The sequence below is a fragment of the Bradyrhizobium sp. 62 genome (genome assembly GCF_023073035.1).
In the GTDB taxonomy this organism is placed as follows: domain Bacteria; phylum Pseudomonadota; class Alphaproteobacteria; order Rhizobiales; family Xanthobacteraceae; genus Bradyrhizobium.
On record NZ_JADPIT010000010.1, the window covers coordinates 99,714 to 125,833 of the forward strand.

General features: G+C 64.5%; 16 protein-coding genes. 4 read left to right on the forward strand and 12 right to left on the reverse strand.

Going from position 1 to position 26,120, the window contains the following annotated elements; translation table 11 throughout:
- Positions 1-24 precede the first annotated feature (24 nt).
- Positions 25-909: a Ku protein gene (locus IVB47_RS04655; protein ID WP_247460127.1), complete on the reverse strand. Its 885-nt coding sequence runs from the start codon at positions 907-909 to the stop codon at positions 25-27.
- Positions 910-1,022: 113 nt separating this feature from the next.
- On the opposite strand from IVB47_RS04655, the gene ligD reads away from it, so the two are divergent.
- A complete protein-coding gene (gene ligD, locus IVB47_RS04660; RefSeq protein ID WP_247460545.1) occupies positions 1,023-3,701 on the forward strand; it encodes a DNA ligase D in 2,679 nt (892 codons plus the stop codon).
- 103 nt (positions 3,702-3,804) lie between these two features.
- Here ligD and IVB47_RS04665 read toward each other — a convergent pair whose 3' ends face one another.
- The gene (locus IVB47_RS04665; protein ID WP_007595743.1) at positions 3,805-3,969 is read right to left on the reverse strand and encodes a DUF3309 family protein; all 165 of its coding nucleotides are present in this window, start codon (positions 3,967-3,969) and stop codon (positions 3,805-3,807) included.
- Between the two features lie 185 nt (positions 3,970-4,154).
- Between IVB47_RS04665 and IVB47_RS04670 the strand changes: the two genes are divergently transcribed.
- Entirely contained in the window at positions 4,155-4,472 is a 318-nt protein-coding gene (locus IVB47_RS04670) for a polyhydroxyalkanoic acid system family protein (protein WP_027570555.1), read from the forward strand.
- Positions 4,473-4,475: 3 nt separating this feature from the next.
- Here the strand turns inward: IVB47_RS04670 and treY are convergent, their stop codons facing one another.
- Genes treY through IVB47_RS04700 form a run of 6 tightly spaced genes read right to left on the reverse strand, consistent with a single transcriptional unit; the run spans position 4,476 to position 18,476 of the window.
- Positions 4,476-7,262: a malto-oligosyltrehalose synthase gene (gene treY, locus IVB47_RS04675; RefSeq protein ID WP_247460128.1), complete on the reverse strand. Its 2,787-nt coding sequence runs from the start codon at positions 7,260-7,262 to the stop codon at positions 4,476-4,478.
- Between the two features lies 1 nt (position 7,263).
- Positions 7,264-9,015 (reverse strand): malto-oligosyltrehalose trehalohydrolase, encoded by a 1,752-nt coding sequence (gene treZ / locus IVB47_RS04680; RefSeq protein WP_247460130.1) that lies wholly within the window; start codon positions 9,013-9,015, stop codon positions 7,264-7,266.
- Complete coding sequence (gene glgX / locus IVB47_RS04685) at positions 9,012-11,090, reverse strand: glycogen debranching protein GlgX (protein ID WP_247460132.1); 2,079 nt, start codon at positions 11,088-11,090, stop codon at positions 9,012-9,014. Before glgX ends, treZ begins: the two co-directional genes overlap by 4 nt.
- Positions 11,091-11,093: 3 nt before the next feature.
- On the reverse strand, positions 11,094-13,232 hold the full coding sequence (gene glgB / locus IVB47_RS04690; protein WP_247431101.1) for a 1,4-alpha-glucan branching protein GlgB: 2,139 nt from the start codon (positions 13,230-13,232) through the stop codon (positions 11,094-11,096).
- A complete protein-coding gene (treS, locus tag IVB47_RS04695; protein ID WP_247401445.1) occupies positions 13,225-16,518 on the reverse strand; it encodes a maltose alpha-D-glucosyltransferase in 3,294 nt (1,097 codons plus the stop codon). Before treS ends, glgB begins: the two co-directional genes overlap by 8 nt.
- Before the next feature lie 11 nt (positions 16,519-16,529).
- Positions 16,530-18,476, reverse strand: a complete 1,947-nt coding sequence (locus IVB47_RS04700) for a maltotransferase domain-containing protein (protein WP_247460134.1) — start codon at positions 18,474-18,476, stop codon at positions 16,530-16,532.
- A 204-nt stretch (positions 18,477-18,680) separates the two neighbouring features.
- Between IVB47_RS04700 and malQ the strand changes: the two genes are divergently transcribed.
- Positions 18,681-20,642: a 4-alpha-glucanotransferase gene (gene malQ / locus IVB47_RS04705; protein ID WP_247460137.1), complete on the forward strand. Its 1,962-nt coding sequence runs from the start codon at positions 18,681-18,683 to the stop codon at positions 20,640-20,642.
- 42 nt (positions 20,643-20,684) lie between these two features.
- Positions 20,685-22,484, forward strand: a complete 1,800-nt coding sequence (locus IVB47_RS04710) for a glycoside hydrolase family 15 protein (protein WP_247460139.1) — start codon at positions 20,685-20,687, stop codon at positions 22,482-22,484.
- 4 nt (positions 22,485-22,488) lie between these two features.
- On the opposite strand, the gene IVB47_RS04715 is transcribed toward IVB47_RS04710, so the two are convergent.
- The 4 genes from IVB47_RS04715 to zwf are packed head-to-tail and all read right to left on the reverse strand — an operon-like array spanning position 22,489 to position 26,110.
- On the reverse strand, positions 22,489-23,301 hold the full coding sequence (locus IVB47_RS04715; protein WP_247460141.1) for an HAD family hydrolase: 813 nt from the start codon (positions 23,299-23,301) through the stop codon (positions 22,489-22,491).
- Positions 23,302-23,335: 34 nt separating this feature from the next.
- A complete protein-coding gene (locus IVB47_RS04720) occupies positions 23,336-23,866 on the reverse strand; it encodes a gluconokinase (RefSeq protein WP_007595717.1) in 531 nt (176 codons plus the stop codon).
- The gene (gene pgl / locus IVB47_RS04725) at positions 23,853-24,602 is read right to left on the reverse strand and encodes a 6-phosphogluconolactonase (RefSeq protein WP_247460145.1); all 750 of its coding nucleotides are present in this window, start codon (positions 24,600-24,602) and stop codon (positions 23,853-23,855) included. The genes IVB47_RS04720 and pgl overlap by 14 nt, the downstream gene beginning before the upstream one ends.
- Positions 24,599-26,110 (reverse strand): glucose-6-phosphate dehydrogenase, encoded by a 1,512-nt coding sequence (gene zwf, locus IVB47_RS04730; RefSeq protein WP_027570566.1) that lies wholly within the window; start codon positions 26,108-26,110, stop codon positions 24,599-24,601. The genes pgl and zwf overlap by 4 nt, the downstream gene beginning before the upstream one ends.
- Positions 26,111-26,120: the final 10 nt, after the last annotated feature.

Here is a 26,120-nt window from a genome sequence, read left to right on the forward strand (position 1 = left end):
CGACAGCATCAATAGCGGGGCAAATCACCCCGCCTTCCTCTGCCGCGCCGTGGACCGGTGCGTCTTCTTCGCGGCCCGCTGTCGCCCCGATGTTCGGCGCGCGTGGGACTTCGCCGTCTTTTTTCCGCCGCCGCGTCCCTTCAAGCTCTGCTTCAGCGCGTCCATCAGGCTGACCACATTGCTCGGCCGCTCCTCGGGCTCCGGCAGCTCGATCTTTTTGCCGCTGGCCTTGCGCTTCACCAGGGCTTTCAGCGCGTTCTCGTAGTCGTCCTTGAACTTGCTGGGATCGAAATGGGAAGCCTTGGTCTGGAGGATATGGCCGGCGAGCTCAACCATGTCCTTGGTGATCTTCGGGCTCTTGATGTCGTCGAAGAACTGGTCCTCGTCGCGCAGTTCGTAGGGGAAGCGCAGCGTGGTGCCGAGCAGGCCCTTGCCAAGCGGCTCGATCGCGATGATGTGCTCGCGATTGGTGAGCACGATCTTGGCGAGCGCGACGCGATCCTGGTCCTTCATGGCGTCGCGGATCACGGCAAAGGCATCGACCGCGGCTTTGCCATCGGGTGCGATGTAGTAGGGATGGTTGAGGTAGCGCTGGTCGATCTCGTCGCTCGGTACAAAGCTCTCGATGTCGATGGTGTGGTTGCTCTCGATCTGGACCGCTTCGAGCTCCTCCGGCTCGATCTCGACATATTTGCCCTTGCGCAGCTCGTAGCCGCGCCCCTTCTGGTCGCTTTCGACGACGTCGCCGGTCTCGGCGTCGATCATCTGCTGCTTCAATCGATTGCCGGTCTCGCGGTTGATCATGTGAAACCGCGTCTTCTCGGCCGCGGTGGTCGCTGGATAAAGCACAACGGGGCAACTGACCAGCGAGAGCCTCAACGTTCCCTTCCAATAGGCGCGCGGTGCCATTCCGTTCTCCAGCGTCTTCGAGTTTGGAACCCCAACCGTCCCGCGGGGTTTTGGTTCCGGGTGGGATGCGGGCCGTGATAGGCTTTCATGCGGAAGAGAATCCGGGACCAGTCGTGCTGCAAAAGCTCTCCAAATATCGACAGAAACGTGATTTCGAGAAGACGCCGGAGCCGTCGGGCAAGACGGCGGTGGCGCTATCGAAGCAGCGGCGCTTCGTGATCCAGAAGCATGACGCCACGCGGCTGCACTACGATCTGCGGCTCGAATTCGACGGCGTCTTCAAGTCCTGGGCGGTGACGAAAGGGCCCTCGCTCGATCCGCGGGACAAGCGGCTGGCCGTCGAGGTCGAGGACCATCCGCTCGACTATGGCGACTTCGAGGGCACGATTCCGGAGGGCCAATACGGCGGCGGCACGGTCATGCTGTGGGACCGCGGTACTTGGGACTCCGAAGATCCCGAACGCGGTTTCAAGAAGGGCGACCTCAAGTTCACGCTGCATGGCGAGAAGCTGCACGGCAGCTGGGTCCTGGTGCGCATGCGCAACGACCGCACCGGCGGCAAACGGACCAATTGGCTCTTGATCAAGCACCGCGACGAACATGTCCGCGAGGGCGCCGACAACGACATTCTCGAAGAGGATAAGTCGGTTGCGTCCGGCCGCGCGATGGATCAGATCGCCGGAGGCAAGGGACGCGCGCCAAAGCCGTTCATGCTGGCCAAGGGCGCGAAGGCCAAGGCCGACGCGGTCTGGCAGTCCAATCGGGCCGATGAAGCGAAAGAGAGCACGGTCAAGCCGGCGCCCCGCGCGGCGTTGAAAACCGGCAAGACGGCAAAGAAAGCGACGACCGCGAAGAACGCGGCGGACATGCCGGACTTCGTCGCGCCGCAGCTCTGCACCTCGGTCGAGCGCCCGCCGGGTGGCGACGGCTGGTGCCACGAGATCAAGTTCGACGGCTACCGCGTGCAGCTGCGGGTCGAGGGCGGCAAGGCGACGTTGAAGACGCGCAAAGGCCTCGACTGGACCGAAAAATTCGCAAGCATCGCGAAGGAAGCGGGCGCGTTGCCGGATATGATGGTCGACGGCGAGATCGTCGCGCTCGATCACAACGGAGCACCCAATTTTTCGTCACTCCAGGCCGCTCTGTCGGACGGCAAGACCGACGAGCTCATCTTCTTCGCCTTCGACCTCCTGTTCGTCGAAGGCCTCGATTTGCGGCGGCTACCGCTCGGGGAGCGCAAGGGCCGCCTCAAGGAGCTCCTGGAGGCACGTAAGAAGAAATCGAGCCAGATTCGCTATGTCGAGCATTTCGAAAGCGGCGGCGACGCCGTGCTGCAATCGGCCTGCAAGCTCGAGCTCGAGGGGGTGGTGTCGAAGAAGCTTGACGCGCCTTATCGTTCGGGGCGGACGGAAAGCTGGACCAAGGCCAAATGCCGCGCCGGCCATGAGGTCGTGATCGGCGGCTACAAGACAACCAACGGCAAATTCCGCTCGCTGATGGCGGGCGTGCACCGTGGCGATCATCTCGCCTTCGTCGGCATGGTCGGCACCGGCTTCGGCGCCGACAAGGTCAAGCGCATCATGCCGTCCCTGAAGGCCATGGAGGCGAAGCAAAGCCCGTTCGGCGGCAAGAACGCACCGAAGAAAGCGCGCGAGGTGCACTGGCTGAAGCCGGAGCTCGTGGCGGAGATCGAGTTCGCCGGCTTCACCGCCGACGGCAATATCCGCCAGGCCGCCTTCAAGGGGCTGCGGCAGGACAAGCCGGCGGTGGAGGTCGAGGCCGAGACACCGGTGGATACCGAGCTTGCCGAGCCCTCGACGAAGCGGCGCGCCAAGCCGCGCGCGCAAGCGAAGACTGGCGCACGAACGGCCCAGGCCGGCGGCAGTGCCGAAGTGATGGGAGTCGTCATTTCCAAGCCGGACAAGGAGCTCTGGCCGGACGACGGCAATGGCGATCCCGTCACCAAGCTGGATCTCGCGCGCTATCTCGAAGCCGTCGGCGAATGGATGATCGTGCACCTCAAGGGCCGGCCGTGCTCGCTGATCCGCGCCCCTGACGGCATCAAGGGCGAATGCTTCTTCCAGCGCCACGCTATGCAGGGCACGTCAAACCTTCTGGAGCTCGCGCGGGTCTCCGGCGACCGCAAGCCTTACCTGCAGATCGATCGGGTCGAGGGGCTCGCGGCCGTAGCGCAGATTGGTGGGGTCGAGTTGCATCCCTGGAATTGCGCGCCCTACGCCTACGATATCCCGGGCCGGCTGGTGTTCGATCTCGATCCCGCGCCCGACGTCGTCTTCGCCGAGGTCGTTGAGGCCGCCAAGGAGATGCGGCAGCGGCTGACCGACATCGGCATGGAAAGCTTCTGCAAGACCACCGGCGGCAAGGGCCTGCACGTCGTGGTGCCCTTGCGTCATGGCGCGCGCGACCAGGTGAGCTGGAAGGAGGCGAAGGCCTTCGCACAAGGCGTCTGCCAGTGGATGGCGGACGACGCTCCCGAGCGCTACCTACTCAACATGTCGAAGAAGTTGCGAGAGGGAAAGATCTTCCTGGACTATTTGCGCAACGACCGCATGTCGACGGCGGTGGCCCCTCTGTCGCCGCGTGCGCGCGCCGGCGCCACCGTGTCGATGCCGCTCACCTGGGCGCAGGTGAAGACCGATCTCGATCCGAAGCGCTACACGCTGCGCAGCGTGCCGGGGCTGCTGCCGCGGTCGAAGGCGTGGGACGGTTATGACGATGCCGCCGCGTCGATCAAGGCCGCGATCAAGAAGCTCGCCGGGAAAACGAAGTAGGGTCGGCAAAGCGAAGCGTGCCCACCATCCTCTCTCGGCCGAGCAAAAAGGTGGGCACGGCGCGTTGCGCCTTTGCCCACCCTACTAGATATTCGCTCGGTCGCTAGATCCGTCCCAGCAGCAACAGGATCAGCAAGATCACGATGACTAGCCCGAGGCCGCCGCCGCCGTAATAGCCGGTGCCGTAGAACGGGCCGCCGCCGATGCCGCTGAAGCCGCCGAGCAGCGCGATGACCAAAATGATCAGAATGATCGTACCGATAGACATGCGGAAATCTCCTCCAGCCCTTCGTTGAAGGGTCGTTTGCAACCTGTCCCGTGGTGCGAGGGCAACTTGCCGCAGGTTCTAAAGTTCCGCCAATGAAACACCGGGTGCACGCGCAACTTGCATGGAACCTTTGTGGTACCGGCGGGCATGACTATGTGAGGTTCAATCACTAACCGGGCAGAGCCATGTCAGCACCGCTTGTCGTCTCCATTCCCCACCGCCTCGGCCGCGAGGAGGCGGTGCGCCGGCTCAAGACTGGGCTTGGCCGTGCTGCGGCGAGCATTCCCGTGATGCAGGTCGAGGAGGAGCGCTGGAACGGCGACAGCATGAATTTTCGCATCCGCGCGCTCGGGCAGATCGCAACGGGGCAGGTCGACGTCGCCGACGATCATGTCAAGGTGCAGGTCGTGCTGCCCTGGCTATTGCAGCGCTTTGCCGAGATGGCGCAGGCCACGATCCGCAAGCGTGGCCAGCTGCTGTTGGGCAAAGACGCGAAAAGCTAGCGCTCAAGCGCGGGCGCGCTGCCGCACCGGCTTCGCCGCACCCGCGGGCCGCGCCGGGATGACCGTAGCGGGAAAACCGCGAAGCGCCTGCGCCAGCGGCAGATCGTTGCCGGCCAAACCCGGCACGTTGTAGCCCGTGACGTCGATGGTGGCGTCGGCCCCATCGAGCGCCGGCCATTCGCGTCCTGCTTGCGTGAACGGTGCGAAGTGGCGCCCGACCGCGACGATTGCCGCGGCGCGGCCGTGGCGGCGGGCAAAGGCCACGACATGGTCGGCATGTGCGCCCCGCACCTGAAGCGGCTGGTAGTCACCTCGCGCGAAGACGTCGGGCAGCTCGTTGCGCAGCTTGAGCAGGTGCCGCGTCCAGGCTAGCTTGAGCTGGCCGTCCGGCCAGCTCTTGATCAGATGATTCCAATCCGGATTGTCCAGCGTGCCCAGCGACGCGTGTCGCGCGGAGAAATCCACCGGACGCCGGTTGTCGGGATCGACCAGCGACAGGTCCCAGAATTCGGTGCCTTGGTAGAAGTCGGGCACGCCCGGCAGCGTCGCCTTGAGCGTGAGCTGGCTCAGCGCGTTGAGCGCGCCGAGCAGCGCGACGCGGCGAGCCAAGGTTTGCAGCGCCTCGAGGAATTCGCCTGACAGCGCGGGATCGAGTATCTTCGCGATGAACCTCTTGACGCCGTTCTCATAGGCCTCGTGCGGGTTGAGCCAACTCGTCTCCTCCTTGCCCTCGCGCGCGGCCTTGAGCGCATAGGCCTGGATACGCGCGACGAAACCGGCATCGGCCGTCTCCACAAGCGGCCAGGCGCCGAGCAGGGTCTGGTAGAGCATGTATTCGAACGTGGCCGACGGAGCGCGCAGATTGCCGTCGAGCGCGAGGTGCGGTGCGTTCAGGACTTTCCAGCGCGCGACCGCGCTGGTCCATTCGCCGGGAATTTCACTTAAGGCGGCGACCCGCGCCCGGGCGTCCTCGCCACGTTTGGTGTCGTGCGTGGCGGTCGCCGTCATCCCTTGCGGCCATTCCCTGGCGCGGGCCTGCATCGTGTCGTGGAAAGCGGGAATGGTGAGGCCCTTGCTCGCGGGATCGCCGCCGACTTCGTTGAGGGCGAGCAGCCGGTGGAATTGATAGAAGGCAGTGTCCTCCAGCGACTTCGCCATCATCGGGCCGGTGAATTGCTGCACCTTCAGCGCAAAGCGGCGCACCCTCGGGGCACTGTGCGGAGGACGGCCGGGCTTGAGCAGATCCATGGTGAGAGCATCGCGCAGGAAGTCGAAAATGCCTTCGTCTGCGGCGAACCATTCCCGGCGCGCTTGCTCGATGGTGTCGTCGATCAGCTTGCGATCGTTCGCCGTCGGCGCGCCTGTCGTCAAATAGGTGCGGTACACCGGGAAATGCAGCACATAGAGCTCGAGCGCCTGCCGCAGGCTGTCGGCGGAAAAGTCGCGGGTCGAATAGTGCCCATTGGCGATGCGCGCAAGCAGGCGCGTCAGAACGGTGAATTCGCTGGTCAGCAGCGTCTCCAGCACGCGCCTTTTGGCGTCCTTGACGTAAGGCGCCAGCCGTGGCGGCCGGTTGCTGATCTGCCGCCAGGTCTCGTCGAGGGCCTGCAGCCCCTTGGCGTCGACCAGAACGTGGGTGATGGCATTCATCCACTCATAGCCGGTGGTGCCCTGGACGCCGGCGAAATGCGGCAGGCGCTCGTGCTCGCACAGGATCTTCTCGATCACCGTATAGAACGGTTTTGTGGTGCCCTGCGCGTCACGCACCAGCCGGCGCAGCCGCTGGCAATATTGCGCGGGATCGCGCAGCCCGTCGATATGATCAAGCCGGATGCCTTGCAGTTTGCCTTCGGCAATGAGTTGCTTCACCAGCCGGTGCGTGGCGGCGAACGTGCCGGGATCCTCGACGCGCATGCCGGCGAGCCCGTTGACGTCGAAGAAGCGGCGATAGTTGATGTCGCTGGAGGCAAGCCGCCAGTGCCCGAGCTTGTAGTGCTGGCGCTCCAGCAAATGATGCAGCGCCAGCGTCTGCGCGGGGCGGTCCTTGGCGGCGCGATAGGCGCCGAGGCCGCGCGCGATGATGTCGGCGCTGCCTGCGATCTCCCTGAGCTCCGCCTTGAAGCCGGGCGCTTCCTTGCGGTTGGGACGGCGCAGTCCCGTGTAGCGCGCCGCGAGCGACAGCATGCGCTTGCCGGCCTCGGTCTCGGCGGCGTCGGCTTCCTTCACGATCATCCGCAGCATCTCGCCATAACGCTCCGGCGCGATCGGCAATCGATGCTCGAAATACCAGGCGGAGAAACTACCTTCATTGGCATCGTAGCGCAGCTCGATATCGCCGCTCTCGAGCGCTTCGCCATAGGACGCTCCGAGGATCGGCAGCAGCACGCCGCCACGGGCGCGGAAAGCCAGTTGATCCCAGTCGATATCGAAGGAGACGGCGTGCGGCGAGGCCTGGCCCCATTCCAGCACGTCCAGCCACCAAGGATTGTCGGCAAAGTGGACGCCGACATGGTTCGGTACGAAATCAATGATGAGCCCGAGGTCGTGTCGCGTCAGCGCCTCGCTCAGCCGGGCGAAGCCGGCCTCGCCGCCGAGCTCCGGATTGAACTGGCTGTGGTCGACGGTGTCATAGCCGTGCGTCGAGCCCTTGCGGGCCTTCATCACCGGCGAGGTGTAGAGATGCGTGATTCCCAGCGCCTTCAGATAGGGCACAACCGCGGCGGCCTTGTCGAAGTCGAAATCCGCGGTGAGCTGAAGCCGGTAGGTTGCGAGAGGAACGGCTGAAGGCATGTCAAGCTCCGAGGCGCCAGACCACCGACCAGGGCGCAAGCCGGTCGCCGGTCGCGCCGCCCCAGATCAGGGTGCCCACACCGCCGGAATATGCGGCGTCCTTGTCGGCGAGATTGGCTACGAGGCGCAACGTCGCGCCATCTCCCATGTGCCAATGTGCGGTGAGCAGGCCGCTATCGGCTACGGCGGCATCACCGAAGCGCGCACCTTTCAGTCGTGGCGCGATCTCTTTGTGACGGAGTGCGAGCAGCTCCCGCACCAGCGCGAGACGTGCATCCTGCTCCGGCGTGTGGCCGGTCCAGTCGAGCACGGCCGATTGCAGCGTTGCCGGATCGAGCGGGTCGGGCACCTCGTCGCCATACGTCTCATAGGCCCAGGCATACTCCTGCTTGCGCCCCTTGCGGACGGCATCAGCCAGCCCGCCCTCGAAGTCGCAGAAGAACGGGAAGGGCACGATGGAGCCCCACTCCTCGCCCTGAAACAGCATCGGCACCATCGGCGCGAGCAGGGTCACCGCGAGTGCTGCTTCGATCTGCTTGGGCGATGCCAGGCTTTCGAGCCGGTCACCGAGCGGCCGGTTGCCGATCTGGTCGTGGTTTTGCAGGAAGTTGACGAAGGTTGCCGGCGGCAGCTCGTCGCTTTTCTCGCCGCGCGGCTGCTTGCCCCAGAATTCCGAGATCTCGCCCTGATAGACGAAGCCGGAGGCGAGCGCGCGTGCGAGATCGAGCCGCGGCGTTTGATAGTCCGCGTAATAGCCGGCGAGCTCTCCCGTCAGCATCACGTGCCAGACGTGGTGGTAGTCGTCGTTCCACTGGGCGCGATATTTGCCGTTCGGTGGCTCCTGCGCCGCGTCGAGCAGGCTCGCGCGGTTGTCGCCGTTCTCCAGCACGAGATGGATATGCCGCCCCGTCGCCTTGGCAAGCTCGCCCGCGGCGACGCTGAGGTCCTGCAGCATCGATTGCTCGCCGGGGATCGCCATGATGTGGTTGGCGGCATCAAGCCTGAGGCCGTCGAAGCGATAGTCGCTGAGCCACGACAGCGCGTTCTCGACGGCAAAAGCGCGAACCTGCGGCACGCGATAATCGATCGCACTGCCCCACGGCGTATGCGCGTCGGTGAAGAAGGTCGGCGCGTAGCGGCCGAGGTAATTTCCCTCGGGCCCGAAATGATTATAGACGACGTCGAGGAACATCATCAGCCCGCGCAGATGGGCTTCGTCGATCAGCCTCTTCAAATCATCGGGATGACCATAGGCGCTGTCGGGCGCGTACCACAGCACGCCATCATAACCCCAGCCGCGGCGACCGGCGAAGTCGGCCAGCGGCATCAGCTCGACCGCGGTGATGCCGGTCGCGACGAGATGATCGAGCTTGTCGATCATGGCGCGATAGGTGCCTTCCGCGGTGAAGGTGCCGACATGCGTCTCGATCAGCACCGTCTCCTCCCAGGGACGGCCGCGCCAATCGGATGCGCGCCAGGCGAAGGCGTCATGATCGATCACCTCGCTCGGGCCGAACACGTCGTCGGGCTGGAATGCAGACGCCGGATCGGGCACGTCGATCTCGTCGTCGATCCGGAATTTGTAGTTGCTGCCAACGGGCAGATTGGCAATCTCGGCGACATACCAGCCATCCTGCCGGCGCTGCATCGCGTGTCGTCTGTCGAGCAGCAGATCGACACGGCGCGCCGCAGGCGCCCACAGCCGGAACGACACGCCGTCCTTCGTCGGCCTCGCCCCGAAGGATGGCCTCATAGCGCCCCCGCGAAAGCGAGCACGGAGCGCGGCGGCGCCTTGCTGTCGCTTCCGGGCAGGAAGTCGACCGTGTTCAGCTTGGCGGCGGTCGTGTTCAGGATTTGCTGCCAACTCTTGTATTCGGTCATTTTTGGCAATTTGAATGCGATCTCTTCGGGGGCTGCGTTGAGTACGATAAAGATCGCGGCGCTGCCGGGTTCCATCGGCCCCATCACATAGGAGAGGAACCGCCCTTCCGGGAATTTCCAGTCGCTTTCCGTCATTTCGTCGCCGGCCGGCGTCAGCCACAGCGCGCCGTAGGAGATGCCGTCCTTGGGGCGGCCGTCGAGCCAGCGATGGCTGCGAAGCTGCGAGAACCGACGGCGGATATCGGCGAGTTCGGCGACGAAATCGACCATGTCGTCGCCGTCCTTGCCGAGATTGTCCCAGCCGACCCAGCCAACCTCGTTGTCCTGGCAATAGGCGTTGTTGTTGCCTGATTGCGAATTCCCGACCTCGTCGCCGGCGAGGATCAGCGGAATGCCCTGCGCCAGCATGAGGCAGGCCAGCACGTTCTTGCGAAGCTGCCGGCGCAAGCTGACGATTTGGGGATCGTCGGTTGGGCCCTCGACACCGCAATTGTTGCTGTGGTTGTCGTTGGAGCCGTCGCGATTGTCCTCGCCATTGGCCTCGTTGTGCTTCTCGTTGTAGCTGAAGAGATCTGCGAGGGTGAAACCGTCATGCACGGTGATGTGGTTGACGCTGGCGCGCGGCCGCCGTCCGTCGTGGTTGAACAGGTCGGAGGACGCCGTCATGCGGCTGGAAATGTCGCCGATCAGGCTGCCTTCGCCGCTCCAGTAGCGGCGCATGGCGCTGCGGTAACGGTCGTTCCACTCCGACCATTGCGAGGGAAATGCGCCGACCTGATAGCCGCCGAGGCCGAGGTCCCAGGGTTCGGCGACGAGCTTGACGCTCGCCAGCACCGGGTCCTGGCGGATCGCGGTCAGGAACGAGCTGCCGCGATCATAGCCGTTCGGCCCGCGCGCCAGCGTGGTGGCGAGGTCGAAACGGAAGCCGTCGACGTGGCAGACCTCGACCCAGTAGCGCAGGGAATCCGTCACCATCTGCAGCACGCGCGGATGGGTGAGGTTCACCGACGAGCCGCAGCCGGTGAAGTCGTCGTAATAGCGCGGGTTCTCGCGGTTCAGCCAGTAATAAGACGCGTTGTCGATGCCACGGTAGCACAGCGTCGGGCCGAGGTGATTGCCTTCGGCGGTGTGGTTGTAGACGACGTCGAGCATCACCTCGATGCCGGCATCGTGCAGGCGTGCGACCGTGGTGCGGAAGGAATCGAGGGCGTTGTCCTGGGCGTAGCGCTGCTCGGGCGCGAAGAAGGACAGGGTGTTATAGCCCCAGTAATTGACGAGCTTCTTCTCCACCAGGATGCGGTCATCGACGAAACTGTGCACCGGCAGAAGCTCCACCGTGGTGACGCCGAGCTTCTTCAGGTGCTCGATCATGGCCGGCGAGGACAGGCCGCCATAGGTGCCGCGCAAATTCGGCGGCACGTCGTCGCGCTTCTGTGTCAGTCCTTTGACGTGGGCCTCGTAGATGATGGTATCTTCCCAGGGAATGTTGGGCCGGATCTCGCGGCGGCCCCAGTTGAAGGTCTCGTCGACGACAACGGCCTTGGGCATGCCGCGCGCGTTGTCGCGCCGGTCGAACGACAGGTCCTCGCGCGGGCTTCCGGTGCGATAGGCGAAATGCGCATCACTCCAGACCAGCCGCCCGGAAAGCCGCTTGGCATAGGGGTCGAGCAGCAGCTTGTTGGCGTTGAAGCGGTGGCCGTGCTCGGGCTCGTAGGGGCCATGCACGCGGTAGCCGTAGAGCTGGCCGGGCGAGACGTCATTGAGATAGCCGTGCCAGACATCCTCGGTGCGCTCCGGCAGCTCGACGCGCTCGAGCTCGCGGCGGCCCTGCATGTCGAAGAGGCACAGCTCGACCTTCTGCGCGTTGGCGGAGAACAGCGCGAAATTGGTGCCGCGTCCGTCCCAGCTTGCGCCGAGGCGTGCAGGCGATCCAGCAGTCAGGCGCATCGTTCAGCTTTCCGGAACGAGGAAGATCGCGGCGAGCGGCGGAATGGTGAGGCGGAGCTCGCCATTGACGGCGTGGACTTCGCCGATGTTGCCGACATTGCTGCCGCCGTAATGGGCGGAGTCCGAGTTGAACACTTCCTTCCACTTGCCGCCGAGCGGCGCGCGAACCCGGTAGTTGCGATAGACGTTGGGTGAGAAGTTGACGATCACCATGCACCGGGCGTGCTCGTCAAATCCCTTGCGCAGCCAGGCGAACACGTTGCGGCTGGCATCGTCGGTGATCAGCCATTCGAAGCCGGCCTGCTCGCAGTCCATCTGGTGCAGCGCGGGCACCGCGCGATAGAGCCGGTTGAGATCGCGGATCAGCGCCTGGATGCCTGAATGGGGCTTGTACTCGAGCAAGTGCCAATCGAGCGACTGGTCGTGATTCCATTCGCGGCTTTGCGCGATCTCGGCGCCCATGAACAGCAGCTTCTTGCCGGGATGGCCGAACATGAAGCTGTAATAAGCGCGCAAATTCGCGAAGCGCTGCCACTCGTCGCCGGGCATGCGCCCCAGGATCGAGCGCTTGCCGTGCACGACCTCGTCATGCGACAGCGGCAGGACGAAGTTCTCCGAGAAGGCATAGTGCAGGCCGAACAGGATGTCGCCGTGATGATGCTTGCGGTGGATCGGGTCCTTGCTGATGTAGTTCAGCGTGTCGTGCATCCAGCCCATGTTCCACTTGTAGCCGAAGCCGAGCCCGCCGAATTCGACCGGACGCGAGACCTGGGGCCAGGCGGTGGACTCCTCGGCGGCCGTGGTCGCCTGCGGGAAACGCGCGAACAGTTCGGTGTTGAAGCGACGCAGGAACGCGATCGCCTCGATGTTCTCCCGGCCGCCGTGCTGGTTCGGAATCCACGCGCCGGGCGGACGGCTGTAGTCGAGGTAGAGCATGGACGCGACCGCATCGACGCGCAGTCCGTCGATCGCGTAGCGCTCGAGCCAGAACAGCGCGTTCGACACCAGGAAGTTCGTCACTTCGGTGCGGCCGTAATTGTAGATCAGCGTGCCCCAATCGAGATGCCGGCCCTGGAGCGGGTTGGCGTGCTCGTACAGCGCTGTGCCGTCAAAGCTGCCGAGCCCGTGCGGATCGTCCGGGAAGTGGCCGGGCACCCAGTCGAGCAGCACGCCGACGCCCTCGCGGTGGCAGGCATCGACCAGCGCGGCAAAATCCTCCGGCGTGCCGAAGCGGCTGGTCGGCGCATACAGGCCAGTCGGCTGATAGCCCCATGAGCCGTCGAAAGGATGCTCGCTTACGGGGAGGAATTCGAGATGGGTGAAGCCCATGTCGCGGGCGTAGGCCGGCAGCTGCTCGGCCAGCTCGCGATAGGTCAGCCATTCATTGCCGTTCTTGCGCCGCCATGAGCCGAGATGGACCTCGTAGATCGACATCGGCGCGGACAATGCGTTGATGCCGTCGGGCGCCGGTCGCGGCCGGGGCAGATGCGCCTCGTCGAACACGATGGAGGCGGTCTTCGGCCGCACCTCGCTTGCAAAGGCCATCGGATCGGACTTCAGCGGGAGCAGATGGCCATGCGGTCCGATAATTTCGAACTTGTAGTGGTCGCCGGCCTTGGCGTGCGGGATGAACAATTCCCAATAGCCAGCGCCGCGCACCCGCATCGGATGGCGCCGCCCGTCCCAGAAGTTGAAGTCGCCGACCACGGAGACGCGCCGGGCGTTGGGCGCCAGCACCACGAAGCCGATGCCATCGATGCCTTCGAGCCGCATCGGATGCGCGCCGAGCTTGTCGTAAAGGCGCTGGTGGGTGCCTTCGCCGAGCAGATAGAGGTCGAAATCGGTCAGGATCGGTGGAAAGCGATAGGTGTCCTCGAATTCGATGACGTTGTCGCCGAACTTCGCGCGAAGCTGGTAGTGCTTCGCGCCGTTCGGCAGAGCCCCGATGAACAGGCCGGAATCATGAACGCGATCTAGCTTCGCCACCTCGCCGTGCTCGCCCACCGCCTCGACGTTGGAGGCATCAGGAAGAAACGCGCGCACCACGCTCTTATCGCCCTCGGGATGCAGCCCGAGATAGTGGAACGGATCGGAGTGGCGACCCTCGATGATTGCATAGGCTTCGGCAGGGAGTTTAGGCATGGGCTTCGCTCTCGATACTGGACAGAATGCGAAGCAGTCCGGACAGCGGCGCATGGAGCCCCTCAGGCCGGTGGGACAGCTCGTACTCTACTTCCTCAAACGCTTGATCAAGCAGGAAAAACCTTAACAGGCCTGCCGCGGATTGCGGATCTTCCGGCCACAGCCGTCGATCGGTCATGGCTTCGCGGTAGGCAGTGAGGAACGTCGCGGTGGTGCGCTCGCGCCATTCGTCCAGCGCAGCCGTAAGCCGGCCCTGTTCGTCGGAAGCACCGGTGAGCGCGCGGTGGAGCGCCGCGTTAACCGAAAGATCAATCGAGCGGATCAGGCCGGCAACGTCGCGCGTCGCAGGCAGCTTGCGCCGCTTGTCGGCCAGCGGCAAACGCGGATCTCCGTCGAAGTCGATGATGAAAATATCGTCCTTCACGATCAGAGTTTGCCCGAGGCGGAAGTCGCCATGATGACGGATGTTCAACCCGCCGATCTCGGAAGGTAAAAGCGCGTCGAGCCGGCCGGACAGGGACGCGCGCTGCGCGGCGAGCTGATTGATCAGCGGCCGATCTGCCTCCCGCAGGCCGTCGCTGCTGGCGGCCAGCCGCTCGAAAACCCGCTCGGCCCGTGTCTTGAGCTCCGACGACCAGCGCTTGACGTGTGCGGAGCCAATCGCCTCCGGCGCGAGATCGCCTGGCTTTGCAGCGGCCAGAGCCACATGCAGCTCGGCGAGCCGTCGGCCGATCTGCGTAATGAAGTGCAGATAGGGCGCTTGCTCCTGGGTCTCGCGGGGCATCTCGCCCGGTGGCAGCACCCGCTGCTCGTCGATATAGCGGTCGAGATAGCCCGCGGTGACGCCCCAGCCGTCGCCCTGGTTCTCGACATAGGCGTGCAGCACGCCGACTGCGCTGCGACGGTCGTCTTCGACCAGCTCGACGCTGCCGAGCAGTGCCGGCGTGTTGGCAAAGCGGGCGATTTCGGTGAGGTAGGAGCCGATCTCGATCTCGGGATTGATGCCGGCTTCGAGCTGGCGATAGATCTTGGCGACATACTGGTTGTCGACCAGCGCAGTGCTGTTCGACTGCTCGATCGCGCGGATGCGTTCGGGCTCCTTGATGGTGTACTCGGCAAACCGGCTGGTCGCCTTGAACTCCAGCCGCAGATTGTTTTCTTCCACCACCAGGTTCTGCGACAGGTTGCGCAGGAACAGCCCGATGAAGATCTGCTCCGTTGCCACATCCAGCAGCGTCCCTTCGCGGGCGCCCTGACGGACGGCGGCGAGTGCCCTCGGATTGAAGCGTTCGCGGTCGAAGCGCACCCATTCAATCTGCATCGGCAGCACGTAGCGCGTGGTGACGTCGCCCTGCGCCACCTCGAAGAACGCGATCCAGGGCCTGTTGTCGCCGATGTCGCAGAACGGCACCGCCGAGGTCAGCGTCGGCTTGATCTGCTTGGGATTGTGCTCCGGATACCAGCGCGTGCGTGACAGGAATCCCGGCAGCACCTCGTGCTCGAACACGCCGCGCTCGCGCGCCAGCGACACCCAGGTCGAGTTCACCGGCACCACCAGCGTCTCGAATTCCGGAACTGCGCGCGGCGTCACCGGCTCGGACTTGTCGCGCTCGGTGAGCTGGAACCAGTAGAAGCCATAGGGCCCCAACGTGACCATGTAGGGCAGTTCGCCGATCGCCGGAAAACGCGTGCGGCCGAGCATCTCCTGCGGGATGCGGTCCTTCCAGGGCGACAGATCGAGCTCGGTCGCCTGGGCCGCGCGCGACAGATTGGCGACGCAGAGGATCACCTCGTCGCGGTACTGCCGGACATAGGCCAGCACGGCGCGGTTGGCCGGGCGGATGAAGGTCATGGTGCCGCGGCCGAAGGCGAGCGTCGATTTACGCACCGAGATCAGGCGCTTGGTCGCGCTGAGCAGCGAGGACAGGCTGCGCGACTGTGCCTCCACGTTCACCGATTCGTAGCCGTAGACGGGATCCATGATCAGCGGCGCGTAGAGGCGGGCCGGGTCGCAGCGCGAGAAGCCGCCATTGCGGTCCGGGCTCCACTGCATCGGCGTGCGCACGCCGTTGCGGTCGCCGAGATAGATGTTGTCGCCCATCCCGATCTCGTCGCCGTAATAGATGATCGGCGTGCCGGGGAAGGACAGCAGCAGCGAGTTCATCAGCTCGATCTTGCGCCGGTCGTTGTCCATCAGCGGCGCGAGGCGCCGGCGGATGCCGACATTGATGCGGGCGCGCGGATCGTTGGCGTAGGTGGTCCACAGGTAGTCGCGCTCGACGTCGGTCACCATCTCCAGCGTCAGCTCGTCATGGTTGCGCAGGAACAGCGCCCATTGGCAGCTCGCCGGAATGTCCGGGGTCTGGCGCAGGATGTCGGTGATCGGGAAGCGATCCTCCTGGGCGATCGCCATGTAGATGCGCGGCATCAGCGGGAAGTGGTAGGCCATGTGGCACTCGTCGCCGCGGCCGAAATATTCCTGCACGTCCTCCGGCCATTGATTGGCCTCGGCCAGCAGCAGCTTGCCCTTGGAGTAGGAATCCAGTTCATGGCGGAGCCGCTTGATGATGGCATGCGTCTCCGGGAGATTCTCGTTCGAGGTGCCTTCGCGCTCGCAGAGATAGGGAATGGCGTCCAGACGGAAGCCGTCGACGCCGGCATCGAGCCAGCGCTTCATCACCTGGATCAGGGCGCTGACGACGCGCGGATTGTCGAAATTGAGATCCGGCTGGTGCGAGAAGAAGCGGTGCCAATAGAACGCGCCGGCCTCGTGATCCCAGGTCCAGTTCGACTTCTCGGTGTCGGTGAAGATGATGCGGGTGCCCTGGTATTTCTGGTCGGTGTCGCTCCAGACATACCAGTTGCGGGCGCTCGAGCCCGGAGGGCTGCGGCGCGCGCGCTTGAACCAATTGTGCTGGTCCGAGGTGTGGTTGACGACGAGCTCGGTGATGACGCGCAGCCCGCGCTTCTGCGCTTCCTGGATGAAGCGCTTGAAATCCTTCATCGTCCCGAAATCGGGATTGACCGCGCCGTAGTCGGCGATGTCGTAGCCGTCGTCACGGCCGGGCGAAGGATAGAACGGCAGCAGCCACAGCGCGGTGACGCCGAGCTCCTGGAGATAAGGCAGCTTCTCGGTCAGCCCTGCGAAATCGCCGATGCCGTCATGATTGCTGTCAGCAAACGCCTTGACGTGAAGCTGATAGATGATGGCGTCCTTGTACCAGAGTTCATCCACGATCTCGGCAGCCTCGGCTTTCTTGGTGTCGACGGAAGACAATACGTTCATGGCGTGCGCCCTTACGCCAGGCAGCGGAACAGCAGCGCCGGATCGCGGTCGGGATCGATACGCAATTTGATCCCGCCCCATTCGATGCGGGCCTGTTCGCCGGTGAGGAGGTTTTCGAGTGCCGACACGTGGTGTCGCTGCCCGCCGGCGTCAACCGTGATGTCGCCGAGCGGCAACCAGAATTCGCGTACGTGGCGCGAGAGCGCAACCACGGCCACGACGATGTTGGCCGGGTCGGTCGCTTCCTTGACGAAGGCGATCGTCTCGTCGTCTTCGATGCCGAGGAAGCGCAGGTTCGCCGCCTGCTGAAGCGCAGCATTCTCGTTGCGGATGCGATTGAGCTCCGTGATGTACGTCTTGATATTGCCGGGCTTGTCCCAGTCGCGCTGCTTGATCTGGTATTTCTCGGAGTCGAGATACTCCTCGCGGCCGGGGATCGCGTCGTGCTCTAGCAACTCGAACCCGCTGTAGACGCCGTAATTGCCGGACAACGTCGCGGCCAGCGCGACGCGCGATTTGAACGCCCAGGTCTCGCCGCCCTGCAGATGATAGGGCAGCAGGTCGGGCGTGCTCACGAACAGGTTGGGCCGATAGAAGTCACGTTCGGGATAGCGCGTCAGCTCGCCGAGATATTGCTCCAGCTCCCACTTCGCCGTGCGCCAGGGGAAATAGCTGAAGGATTGTGCAAAGCCGAGCTTGGCGAGGCCCTTCATCAGCTTCGGGCGGGCATACGTCTTGGAGAACAGGATTACCTCGGGATGCCGGCGGCGGATGTCACGGATGAGCCATTCCCAGAAGGCGAGCGGCGCGGTGTCGTGATTGTCGATGGCGAAGATGGTGACGCCGTGGTCGATCCAGAACAGCATGGCGTCGCGAAACGCGTTCCACAGTCCAGCCCGGTCGACGGACGTGAAATCGGGAATGACGATATCGGAATAGGGCCCGTCAGCCGTCCGCACCGAGCGGTCCGGGCGCCATTTGAACCATTCCGGATGCTGTGTCAGCCACGGGTGATCCGGCGAGCATTGCACGGCGAAGTCGAGCGCGAGCTCGAGCCCGTATTCCAGGCAGGTCGCGACCAGCGCGCGAAAATCCTCGATCGTGCCGAGTTCGGGATGCAGCGCGTCGTGCCCGCCTTCAATGGCGCCGATCGCATAAGGCGAGCCGGGATCGCCTTCAGTCGCCACCGGCGTGTTGTTGCGGCCCTTGCGCCGGGTGCGGCCAATGGGATGAATGGGCGTGAAGTAGAGCACGTCAAAGCCCATCGCGGCGATGTCGGGCACGCGCGCGATGCAGTCGCGGAGCGTGCCATGCTGTCCTGACACCACGCTCTGGCTGCGCGGCATCATCTGATACCAGGCGCCGAAGCGCGCCTTGTCGCGGTCGACGAACAGCGGGAATAGCGCCGAGCGCGTCAGATCAGGCCGCGACTGGCTCTCGGCCATGGCTGCGCCGAGCTCGGTTGCCAGCAGCGGGGCAACGTCGCCGGTCTGAAGATAATCCTCGCATTGCCTGACGATGACGGCGGCGGCGTCCTGCTGCGCGCCATGCGCCTTGGTCAGAAGGCCGGCGCCCTCGATCGCATCGAGCGTGACGTCGGCACCGGAGCGTTGCTTGCGCGCGACCCCGTGCGACCACGTCGCGAATTCGTCGGTCCAGGCTTCGATCGCATAGATATATTTACCGGGCTCGACGGGTGTGAACGCGCCGGACCACCGGTCATTGCCGTGATGGATCATCGGCTCGCTCTGCCATTCGCGGTCCTGCTCCTGTCGCCAGATCAGCGCTGCGCCGATCACGGCGTCGCCGTCCCGGTAGATGTCGGCCCAGACCTCGACCGGTTCGCGCGCGATCCGCTTCACGGCGAAGCGCCCGCCGTCGATCAGGGGATAGACGTCCTCGATGAGGAAAGTGCTGCCCGCTGCGGCACTCTCGACAGTTTGAATTGTCTTGTTCACGGTGATGCCATTGACAAGAAAGCAGGAGCCCGTTTCCCTTGCCGGGAACCTACGCTTGATACCACTATAGAAAGCCGCTTGTGTGTCATTGGTTCCGTTGGGAACGGCAGGCGCGGCTCGCGAGTTAACCCTGACTAACCTCTTCCGCGACCTCGTTAAAATCGATGCCCCCGGCCAAATAATGGCCTGCAAGCTGCGTGCCGAATGGATCTTTTAGCTCAAGCCCGGATCAAGGGCGTTCAATCCGAATTCGTCGATGCCCTCGGAAAGCTGCGGGTCACCGATCCCGTGGCCCTCAAATCCATCCTCGACGCCCTGCCGGAAAAGCGCGTTTACCGCTTCGTCAGTGGGCCCGTGGTGGTCCGCGCCTTGGGACAGCCGCGCACCGAATTGGTGACGATCGGTGCGCCGCCGCTCAAATGGAAGATGACCGGCAACGGTAATTTGATCGCGCAAGGTGAGACGCGCGAGCCCGTGATTGCCTGGCCCGCCGGCCTGCCGCTCGGCTATCACCGCCTGACGCTGACCGATGCCGAAGGCGTGACCGAAGAGGTGCCGATGATCGTGGCGCCGGAGCGGGCCTTTGGCGGCGATTTCGACCGCGGCTGGCTGCTTGCCGTCCAGCTCTACAGCGTCCGTTCGGAGCGCAATTGGGGCATCGGCGATTTCACCGACCTCGCCGGTCTCGTCCGGCTCGCCAAGCAGTTGGGCGCCGACGGCGTCGGGCTCAATCCCCTGCACGTGCTGTTCGACGACCATCCGGCCGATTGCAGCCCCTATTCACCGAACAGCCGGCTGTTTCTCAATCCGCTCTATATCGACGTCGAGGCGATCCCGGAATTTTCCCCCGACCTCGTCCCCGACGCGGCCGCGACCGCCGCGCGGCTCCGTGAAGGCGATCGTGTGCCCTATCCGGACATGGCGGCCTTGAAATGGCTGGCCTTGCGTGCCGCCTTCGACAGCTTCGTGAAAACCGCGAGCGGCGTCCGCCGCAACCAGTTCGACGCCTTCCGCGCGGCTCGCGCGCCGCTGTTGTCCCGTTTTGCCTGCTTTGAGGTGCTCCGTCATCGCTTCGCGGCGCCGTGGTGGGAATGGCCGATGGAATGGCAGCAGCCGGACGAGACAAAATGCGCCGAGCTGCGCAATGGCCCAGACAAGCACGAGGTCGAGTTCGTCGAATTCGTGCAATGGACCGCCGATAGCCAATTGCATGCCGCCAAGGAGCTGGCCGGCCAGCTCGGCATGCGGGTCGGGCTTTATCTCGACGTTGCTGTCGGCGTGCAGTCGAACGGCTTCGATGCCTGGAATGAGCAGGGTGCGATCTCCCGTCATCTGGCGGTCGGCGCGCCGCCGGACGTGCTCAACACCATCGGCCAGGATTGGGGCCTCGCGGGCTTCAATGCCGGCGGCCTGGAGGCGCAATCCTTCGTGCCGTTCGCCGATATGCTCGCGGCTTCGATGCGCCATTCCGGTGCGATCCGTCTCGATCACGTGCTGGGCCTGAAGCGGCTGTATCTGGTGCCGCGCGGCTTCAAGCCCGACAACGGCGCCTATGTGCAGATGCCGTTCGAGGCGCTGCTGGCGACCGTGGCGCGCGAGAGCGCGGCCCATAAGTGCATCGTGATCGGCGAGGACCTCGGCACGGTGCCGGAAGGTTTTCGCGAGACCATGCAGGATTTCGGCATCTGGTCCTATCTCGTCATGATGTTCGAGCGCGACGATGCCGGTCACTTCCGGCCCGTCGATCACTACCGGCCCAACGCGCTGGTGACGCTGAACACCCATGATTTGTCGACCTATGCCGGCTGGCGCTCATTCAGCGATCTCAAGATGAAGCGCTCGCTCGGGCTCGATCCCGGCGAGAACGATCAGGCCCGCTGGGATGCGCTCGGCCTGCTCGACGAGATCCTGCGTGCCAACGGCATCCGTGCCAATGATGTCTATTCGGTGCTCGCCTTCCTGTCGCGCACGCCCTCGCGGCTGCTTGCGGTGTCGCTGGAGGATCTGCTCGGCGTGATCGACCAGCCCAACATTCCCGGCACGATCGACGAGCATCCGAACTGGCGCTGGCGCCTGCCCGTGACGCTCGACAAGATCGCCTCGAAAGTCGATCTCGCGGCTTTGAAGGCCGCTACACGGGAACGCTCGTTGCCCGGCGGGCGTTGATCGCTGGGGTCTCCGGACGTCGTTTTCGAGGCTCGCACGACATTGTCTCAGAAAATCGAGGACTATGCGCTGATCGGCGACTGCGAGACCGCGGCGCTGGTCGGCCGCAACGGCTCGATCGACTGGCTGTGCTGGCCGGCCTTCGATTCCGACGCCTGCTTTGCTGCGCTCCTCGGCACGCACAAGAACGGCCGCTGGCTGATCGCGCCGAGCGAGGACGTCACCGCGACGTCGCGCCGCTATCTCGGCGACACCCTCATCCTGGAAACGCGCTTTGAGACTGACAGCGGGACCGTTGCGCTGATCGACTTCATGCCGCCGCGCGGCAAGGCCTCCGACATCGTGCGGCTGGTCCGCGGAGTCAGCGGCACGGTCAAGATGCGGATGGAGCTCGTCATCCGCTTCGGCTTCGGAGTCGACATCCCGTGGGTGCGGCGGATCGACCATTCCCTGCTGGCGGTCGCCGGGCAGGACATGACCGTGCTGCGGACGCCGGCGCAGACCCGTGGCGAGGATCTGACCACGGTTTCCGATTTCGAGGTGAAGGCCGGCGAGACCGTGCCGTTCGTGCTGACCTACGGCCCCTCGCATCTCGAGCCACCCCCGCCGATCGACCCGGAGCTCGCGCTTCAGGAGACGGAAAAATTCTGGCAGGACTGGTGCAGCCACTGCAATCGCGATGGCGACTATCGCGACCTGATCGTGCGCTCGCTGATCACACTCAAGGCGCTGACCTTCGGTCCGACCGGCGGCATCGTCGCGGCGCCGACCACCTCGTTGCCGGAGAAGCTTGGCGGCGCCAGGAATTGGGACTACCGCTTCTGCTGGCTGCGTGACGCCACCTTCACGCTGCTGGCGCTGATGAACTCGGGTTACACCGAGGAAGCCTCGGCTTGGCACAATTGGCTGTTGCGTGCGGCGGCAGGCTCACCCTCGAACATGCAGATCATGTACGGCATCTGGGGCCAGCGGCGGCTGCTGGAATGGGAAGCCGGTTGGCTCGATGGCTACGAAGGCGCACAGCCGGTGCGCGTCGGCAATGCCGCGCATGCGCAGCTCCAACTCGACGTCTACGGCGAACTGATCGACGCCTTCCACCAATCGCGGATGGCCAAGCTCAAGCTCGACGACGAGAGCTGGGCGCTGGAATGCGCCGTGCTCAAGCATCTCGCCGAAGTTTGGGACCAGCCCGATCATGGCATCTGGGAGCGGCGCGGAGAGCCGAAGCACTACGTCTTCTCCAAGGTGATGACCTGGGTCGCCTTCGACCGCGGCATCAAGAGCGCCGAGACCTTCGGCTTCAAGGCGCCGCTGCTGCACTGGCGCACCTTGCGCGACGCCATTCATCGCGACGTCTGCAACCGGGGCTTCGACGCGGAGGAGAATGCCTTCGTGGAGTCCTACGGCTCGAAGCTGCTCGATGCCAGCGTGCTGCTGCTGCCGGCCGTCGGCTTCCTGGAAGCGTCGGATCCGCGCATTCGCGGCACCATCGCGGCGGTCGAAAACCACATGCTGCGCGATGGCTTCGTGCTGCGGCACGATCCCCGCGAGGTGCCTACGGGGCAACCGCCGCTCGAAGGCGCCTTCCTCGCCTGCAGCCTGTGGCTGGCCGATGCCCATGTGCTGTCGGGCGATCTCGACAAGGCGCAGATCTTGTTCGACCGCGTGGTCGGTATCGCGAATGATGTCGGGCTGCTGGCCGAGGAATATGATTCAGGCGCCAAGCGTCAGACCGGCAATTTCCCGCAGGCGCTGACTCATATCGCGCTGGTCAACACCGCGCATAATCTGTCGGCGGCAAGGCAGGGCAGCGAGAAGCCCGCGATGCAGCGGTCGAAGTAGTGACCTAGGCGACCCCGTTCCGCTTCAAGATCATCTCCATCGCCTCCGCAAAACCGTCCTGCTCGTTGGACGTCGTGACGTGGGTCGCCTGGTCCTTGACGTTGTCGGCGGCGTTGCCCATGGCGATCGAGGTGCCGCTGACGCGGAACATCGCGAGGTCGTTCTGCATGTCGCCGATGGTGGCGACCGCGTCAGTTGAAATGCCGAGGCGCTTGGCCATGGCTTGCACGAATGTGCCCTTGTCGAAGCCGGGCGGGGTGATGTCGAGGTAGTAGGTTTGCGAACGCACTGCCATCGCCTCGCTGCCGAGCGCCTTCTGCGTCGCCTTCTCGCAACGTTCGAGGCCCGCCGCATCGGCGCTGGCGCCGACGATCTTGCAGGCGCTCGCGAGATACGGTGAAAAGTCCGTGACGATGGTGGGATCGGAGCGGATCGTGTGCTGCTCGTGAGCGACGTATTGGCCATCAGGCCTGTCGATCAGCCATTTGTCGGTGGTGAACAGCCAGATGTCAGCGCCGAAGTCCCGGAGAATTTGCAAGCTTCGCTCGGCCGCGCCGGCGGGGATGAGATGCTGCTCGACCGGATTCATCTCGGGGTCGACGATCGAGGAGCCGTTGAACGGGCCGACCGGCAGCCAGAGCGCCAGCGGCTCGATCAGGAAGCGCATGCCGATCGCGGGGCGGCTCGACGTGATCGTGAAACCGATGCCGGCCTGGTGCAGACGCTGCACCGCTGACCTCGCGCGGTCGGTCAGCGTCTTGTCCTTGGTCAGCAGCGTACCGTCGACGTCGGAGACGACGAGCGAGATTTTTGTCATGACGGTCCCTTGGGTGTTTCTTGGGTGTTTGGCCTCAGCGTTTCGCGCCGCCCAGTTTCAACTGCCGCACCGCGCCGTCCACGATCGCTTCCACGGATTCGTCGATCGAGACGGTGATCACGTGCTCGCCAGCCTCCGGCGGCTCCAGCGTGTTGAATTGGCTCGTCAGCAGGCCGGGCGGCATGAAGTGCCCCTTGCGTTGCGCGAGGCGGGCGGCGATCAGCTCCTTCGTGCCCCTTAGGAAGACGAAGCGGACGTCGTCGCGTCCGCGCAGCAGCACGTCCCGATAAGTATGCTTTAGCGCCGAGCAGGCGATGATCACGTGCTCGCCCTTGTCACAGACCCGCGCGATCTCGTCGGCGATGGCGTTGAGCCAGGGCCAGCGATCCTCGTCGGTGAGGGGATGGCCGGCCCGCATCTTCTCGACATTGCTGGCGGGATGAAAGCTGTCTCCGTCCTCGAATCGCCAGCCGAGGCGCTCGCCCAACGCTTTTGCAACCGTGCTCTTGCCCGAGCCCGACACGCCCATCACGATCAATGCACAAGGTGCTTCAACGCCCGTCACGAATTCCCCCCGGAAGCGCGGCCTGGTCGACCAGCCAGACGGTCTCGCCATTCGAGCGCGCGCGTACGGCCGGCAGAGTCTCGCCATTGAGCAGGCGCGTCAAGATCGGCTGCTTGTCGTGCCCCGCTATCTCGAACAGCATTTCGCGGCAGGACGCCAGCGCAGGCAGGGTGAGCGAGACCCGCGGCACGAAGGGGGCAACATTGGCCTTGGGGACGCCGACCACCCAGCGCTCGGTCTCCTCGATCGCAGGATAGCCCGGGAACAGCGAAGCGGTGTGGCCGTCGGGACCTGCGCCCATCAAGATCATGTCGAACAGCGGCCGCGCCGGATCCAGGCTTTCCGCGCCGTAGAAAGCCTGCAGCTCGCGCGCATAGGCCTCGGCGCTCTGATCGGGGGTGTCAGCCGTCGTCGGGATCGGGTGAACATGGCCGGAGGGCGCGTTGCGATCGAGAAAGGTCGCGCACGCGACCGCCATGTTGTTGAGGGGATCGCTTTCGGGAACGAAGCGCTCGTCACCGATAAACCAGTGCACGCGCTCCCACGGGATTTTTTCGCGCCAGGCCTCGCTGCCCAGCAGCTGGTAGAGCTTCTTCGGGCTGGAGCCGCCGGTCAGGCAGATCGCAATGCGCCCGGGATTAGCCGCGATTCGCGCCATCACCCGCTCGGCCGCGGCCCGCGCGAGAGCCTCGGCGTCGGACTCGACGATCAGCTTCGGTTGTCCCGCAGCCGTCACGAAAACTTCCGCCAGCTTCGGCCGTCGCGGCGGAGCAATTCATCGGCGCAGGCGGGGCCGTCGCTGCCGGCTTGATAGGTCTCGATGCCGTTGCTGCCCGCGTTCTTCCAGGCGTCCAGGAACGGCTGCACCGCCTGCCATCCGGCCTCGATGCCGTCGGCGCGCTGGAACAGGATGTTGTCGCCGATCATGCAGTCGTAGATCAGCGTCTCGTAGCCGGTCGAGGGATCGGCCCGGAAATAGTCGCCATAGCGGAACTTCATCTCGACGCCGTCGATGGTGACGCTCGGCCCCGGGATCTTGGCGTTGAACTGGAGCTCGATGGTCTCGGTCGGCGCGATGCCGATCGTGAGGAAGTTCTGGGAGAGGCGATCGACGGCGGTGCCTGAGAACATCGACAACGGTGCCTGCTTGAACTTGATCGCGACCTCGGTGCGCTTGTGGCCGAGCGCCTTGCCGGTGCGCAAATAGAACGGCACGCCGGCCCAGCGCCAATTGTCGATCATCAGCTTCAGCGCGACATAGGTCTCGGTGGTGCTGCCGGGCTTGACGTCCTCGGTCTTGCGATAGTCCGGAATCTCATCGTCGCCGATGCGCCCTGAGAGATATTGGGCGCGCACCGAGCTCTTCAGCGCTTCCTCTTCGCTCGGGCGCTGAATCGAGGTCAGAATCTCGGCCTTCTCGGAGCGCACGGAATGGGCGTCGAAACGCGCCGGCGGCTCCATCGCGACCAGCGACATCAGCTGAAACAGATGGTTCGGCACCATGTCGCGCAGCGCGCCAGTGGCGTCGTAAAAGCCGCCGCGATGGCCGACGCCGAGCTTTTCCTCCACCGTGATCTGGATGTGGTCGATATGGTTGCGATTCCAGATCGGCTCGAACATGCCGTTGGCAAAGCGCAGCACCAGGATGTTCTGCACCGTCTCCTTGCCGAGATAGTGATCGATCCGGTAGATCTGGTGCTCGTCCATGATCTTCAGGAGTTCGGTGTTCAGCGCGCGCGCCGACGCAAGATCGGTGCCGAACGGCTTTTCGATCACCAGCCGCCGCCACGCGCCGTTCTCCTTCATCATGCCGGTGCGGCCGAGCTCGCGCGCGGTCGGCGCGAATGCGGCCGGCGGGGTCGCAAGGTAGAACAGCCGGTTGCCACCGGTACCTTCCGAACATTCCAGCTGATCGAGATGCGCGCGCAGGCGATCGAATGACGGCGGGTCCTTTGCGTCGGCCTCCACGAAGGTGACGCATTGCAGGAGCTGCCGGGCGACGACGTCGTCCACGGGGCGCGTCGCGAACTCGCGCAGGCCTTTCATCAGGCTCACGCGCAATTCGTCGTCCGACTGGCCCTTGCGGGCCACGCCGACGACGCAGAATTTCTCCGGCAGCATTTTCTCGGCCGCCAGATTGTACAGCGAGGGCATCACCAGCCGATGGGTGAGGTCTCCGGTCACGCCAAAGATGACGAAGGCGCAATTTTCCGGCTTGCGCTTTGGCTGCGGGTCTTTTGTCACGAACTATTGG

Coding starts and splice junctions, on each gene's coding strand:
- treZ (WP_247460130.1), bottom strand. CDS start 9,015: ATGAGGCCATCCTTCGGGGCGAGGCCGACGAAGGACGGCGTGTCGTTC.
- IVB47_RS04655 (WP_247460127.1), bottom strand. CDS start 909: ATGGCACCGCGCGCCTATTGGAAGGGAACGTTGAGGCTCTCGCTGGTC.
- malQ (WP_247460137.1), top strand. CDS start 18,681: ATGGATCTTTTAGCTCAAGCCCGGATCAAGGGCGTTCAATCCGAATTC.
- treY (WP_247460128.1), bottom strand. CDS start 7,262: ATGCCTTCAGCCGTTCCTCTCGCAACCTACCGGCTTCAGCTCACCGCG.
- glgX (WP_247460132.1), bottom strand. CDS start 11,090: ATGCGCCTGACTGCTGGATCGCCTGCACGCCTCGGCGCAAGCTGGGAC.
- glgB (WP_247431101.1), bottom strand. CDS start 13,232: ATGCCTAAACTCCCTGCCGAAGCCTATGCAATCATCGAGGGTCGCCAC.
- IVB47_RS04715 (WP_247460141.1), bottom strand. CDS start 23,301: ATGACAAAAATCTCGCTCGTCGTCTCCGACGTCGACGGTACGCTGCTG.
- treS (WP_247401445.1), bottom strand. CDS start 16,518: ATGAACGTATTGTCTTCCGTCGACACCAAGAAAGCCGAGGCTGCCGAG.
- IVB47_RS04670 (WP_027570555.1), top strand. CDS start 4,155: ATGTCAGCACCGCTTGTCGTCTCCATTCCCCACCGCCTCGGCCGCGAG.
- IVB47_RS04665 (WP_007595743.1), bottom strand. CDS start 3,969: ATGTCTATCGGTACGATCATTCTGATCATTTTGGTCATCGCGCTGCTC.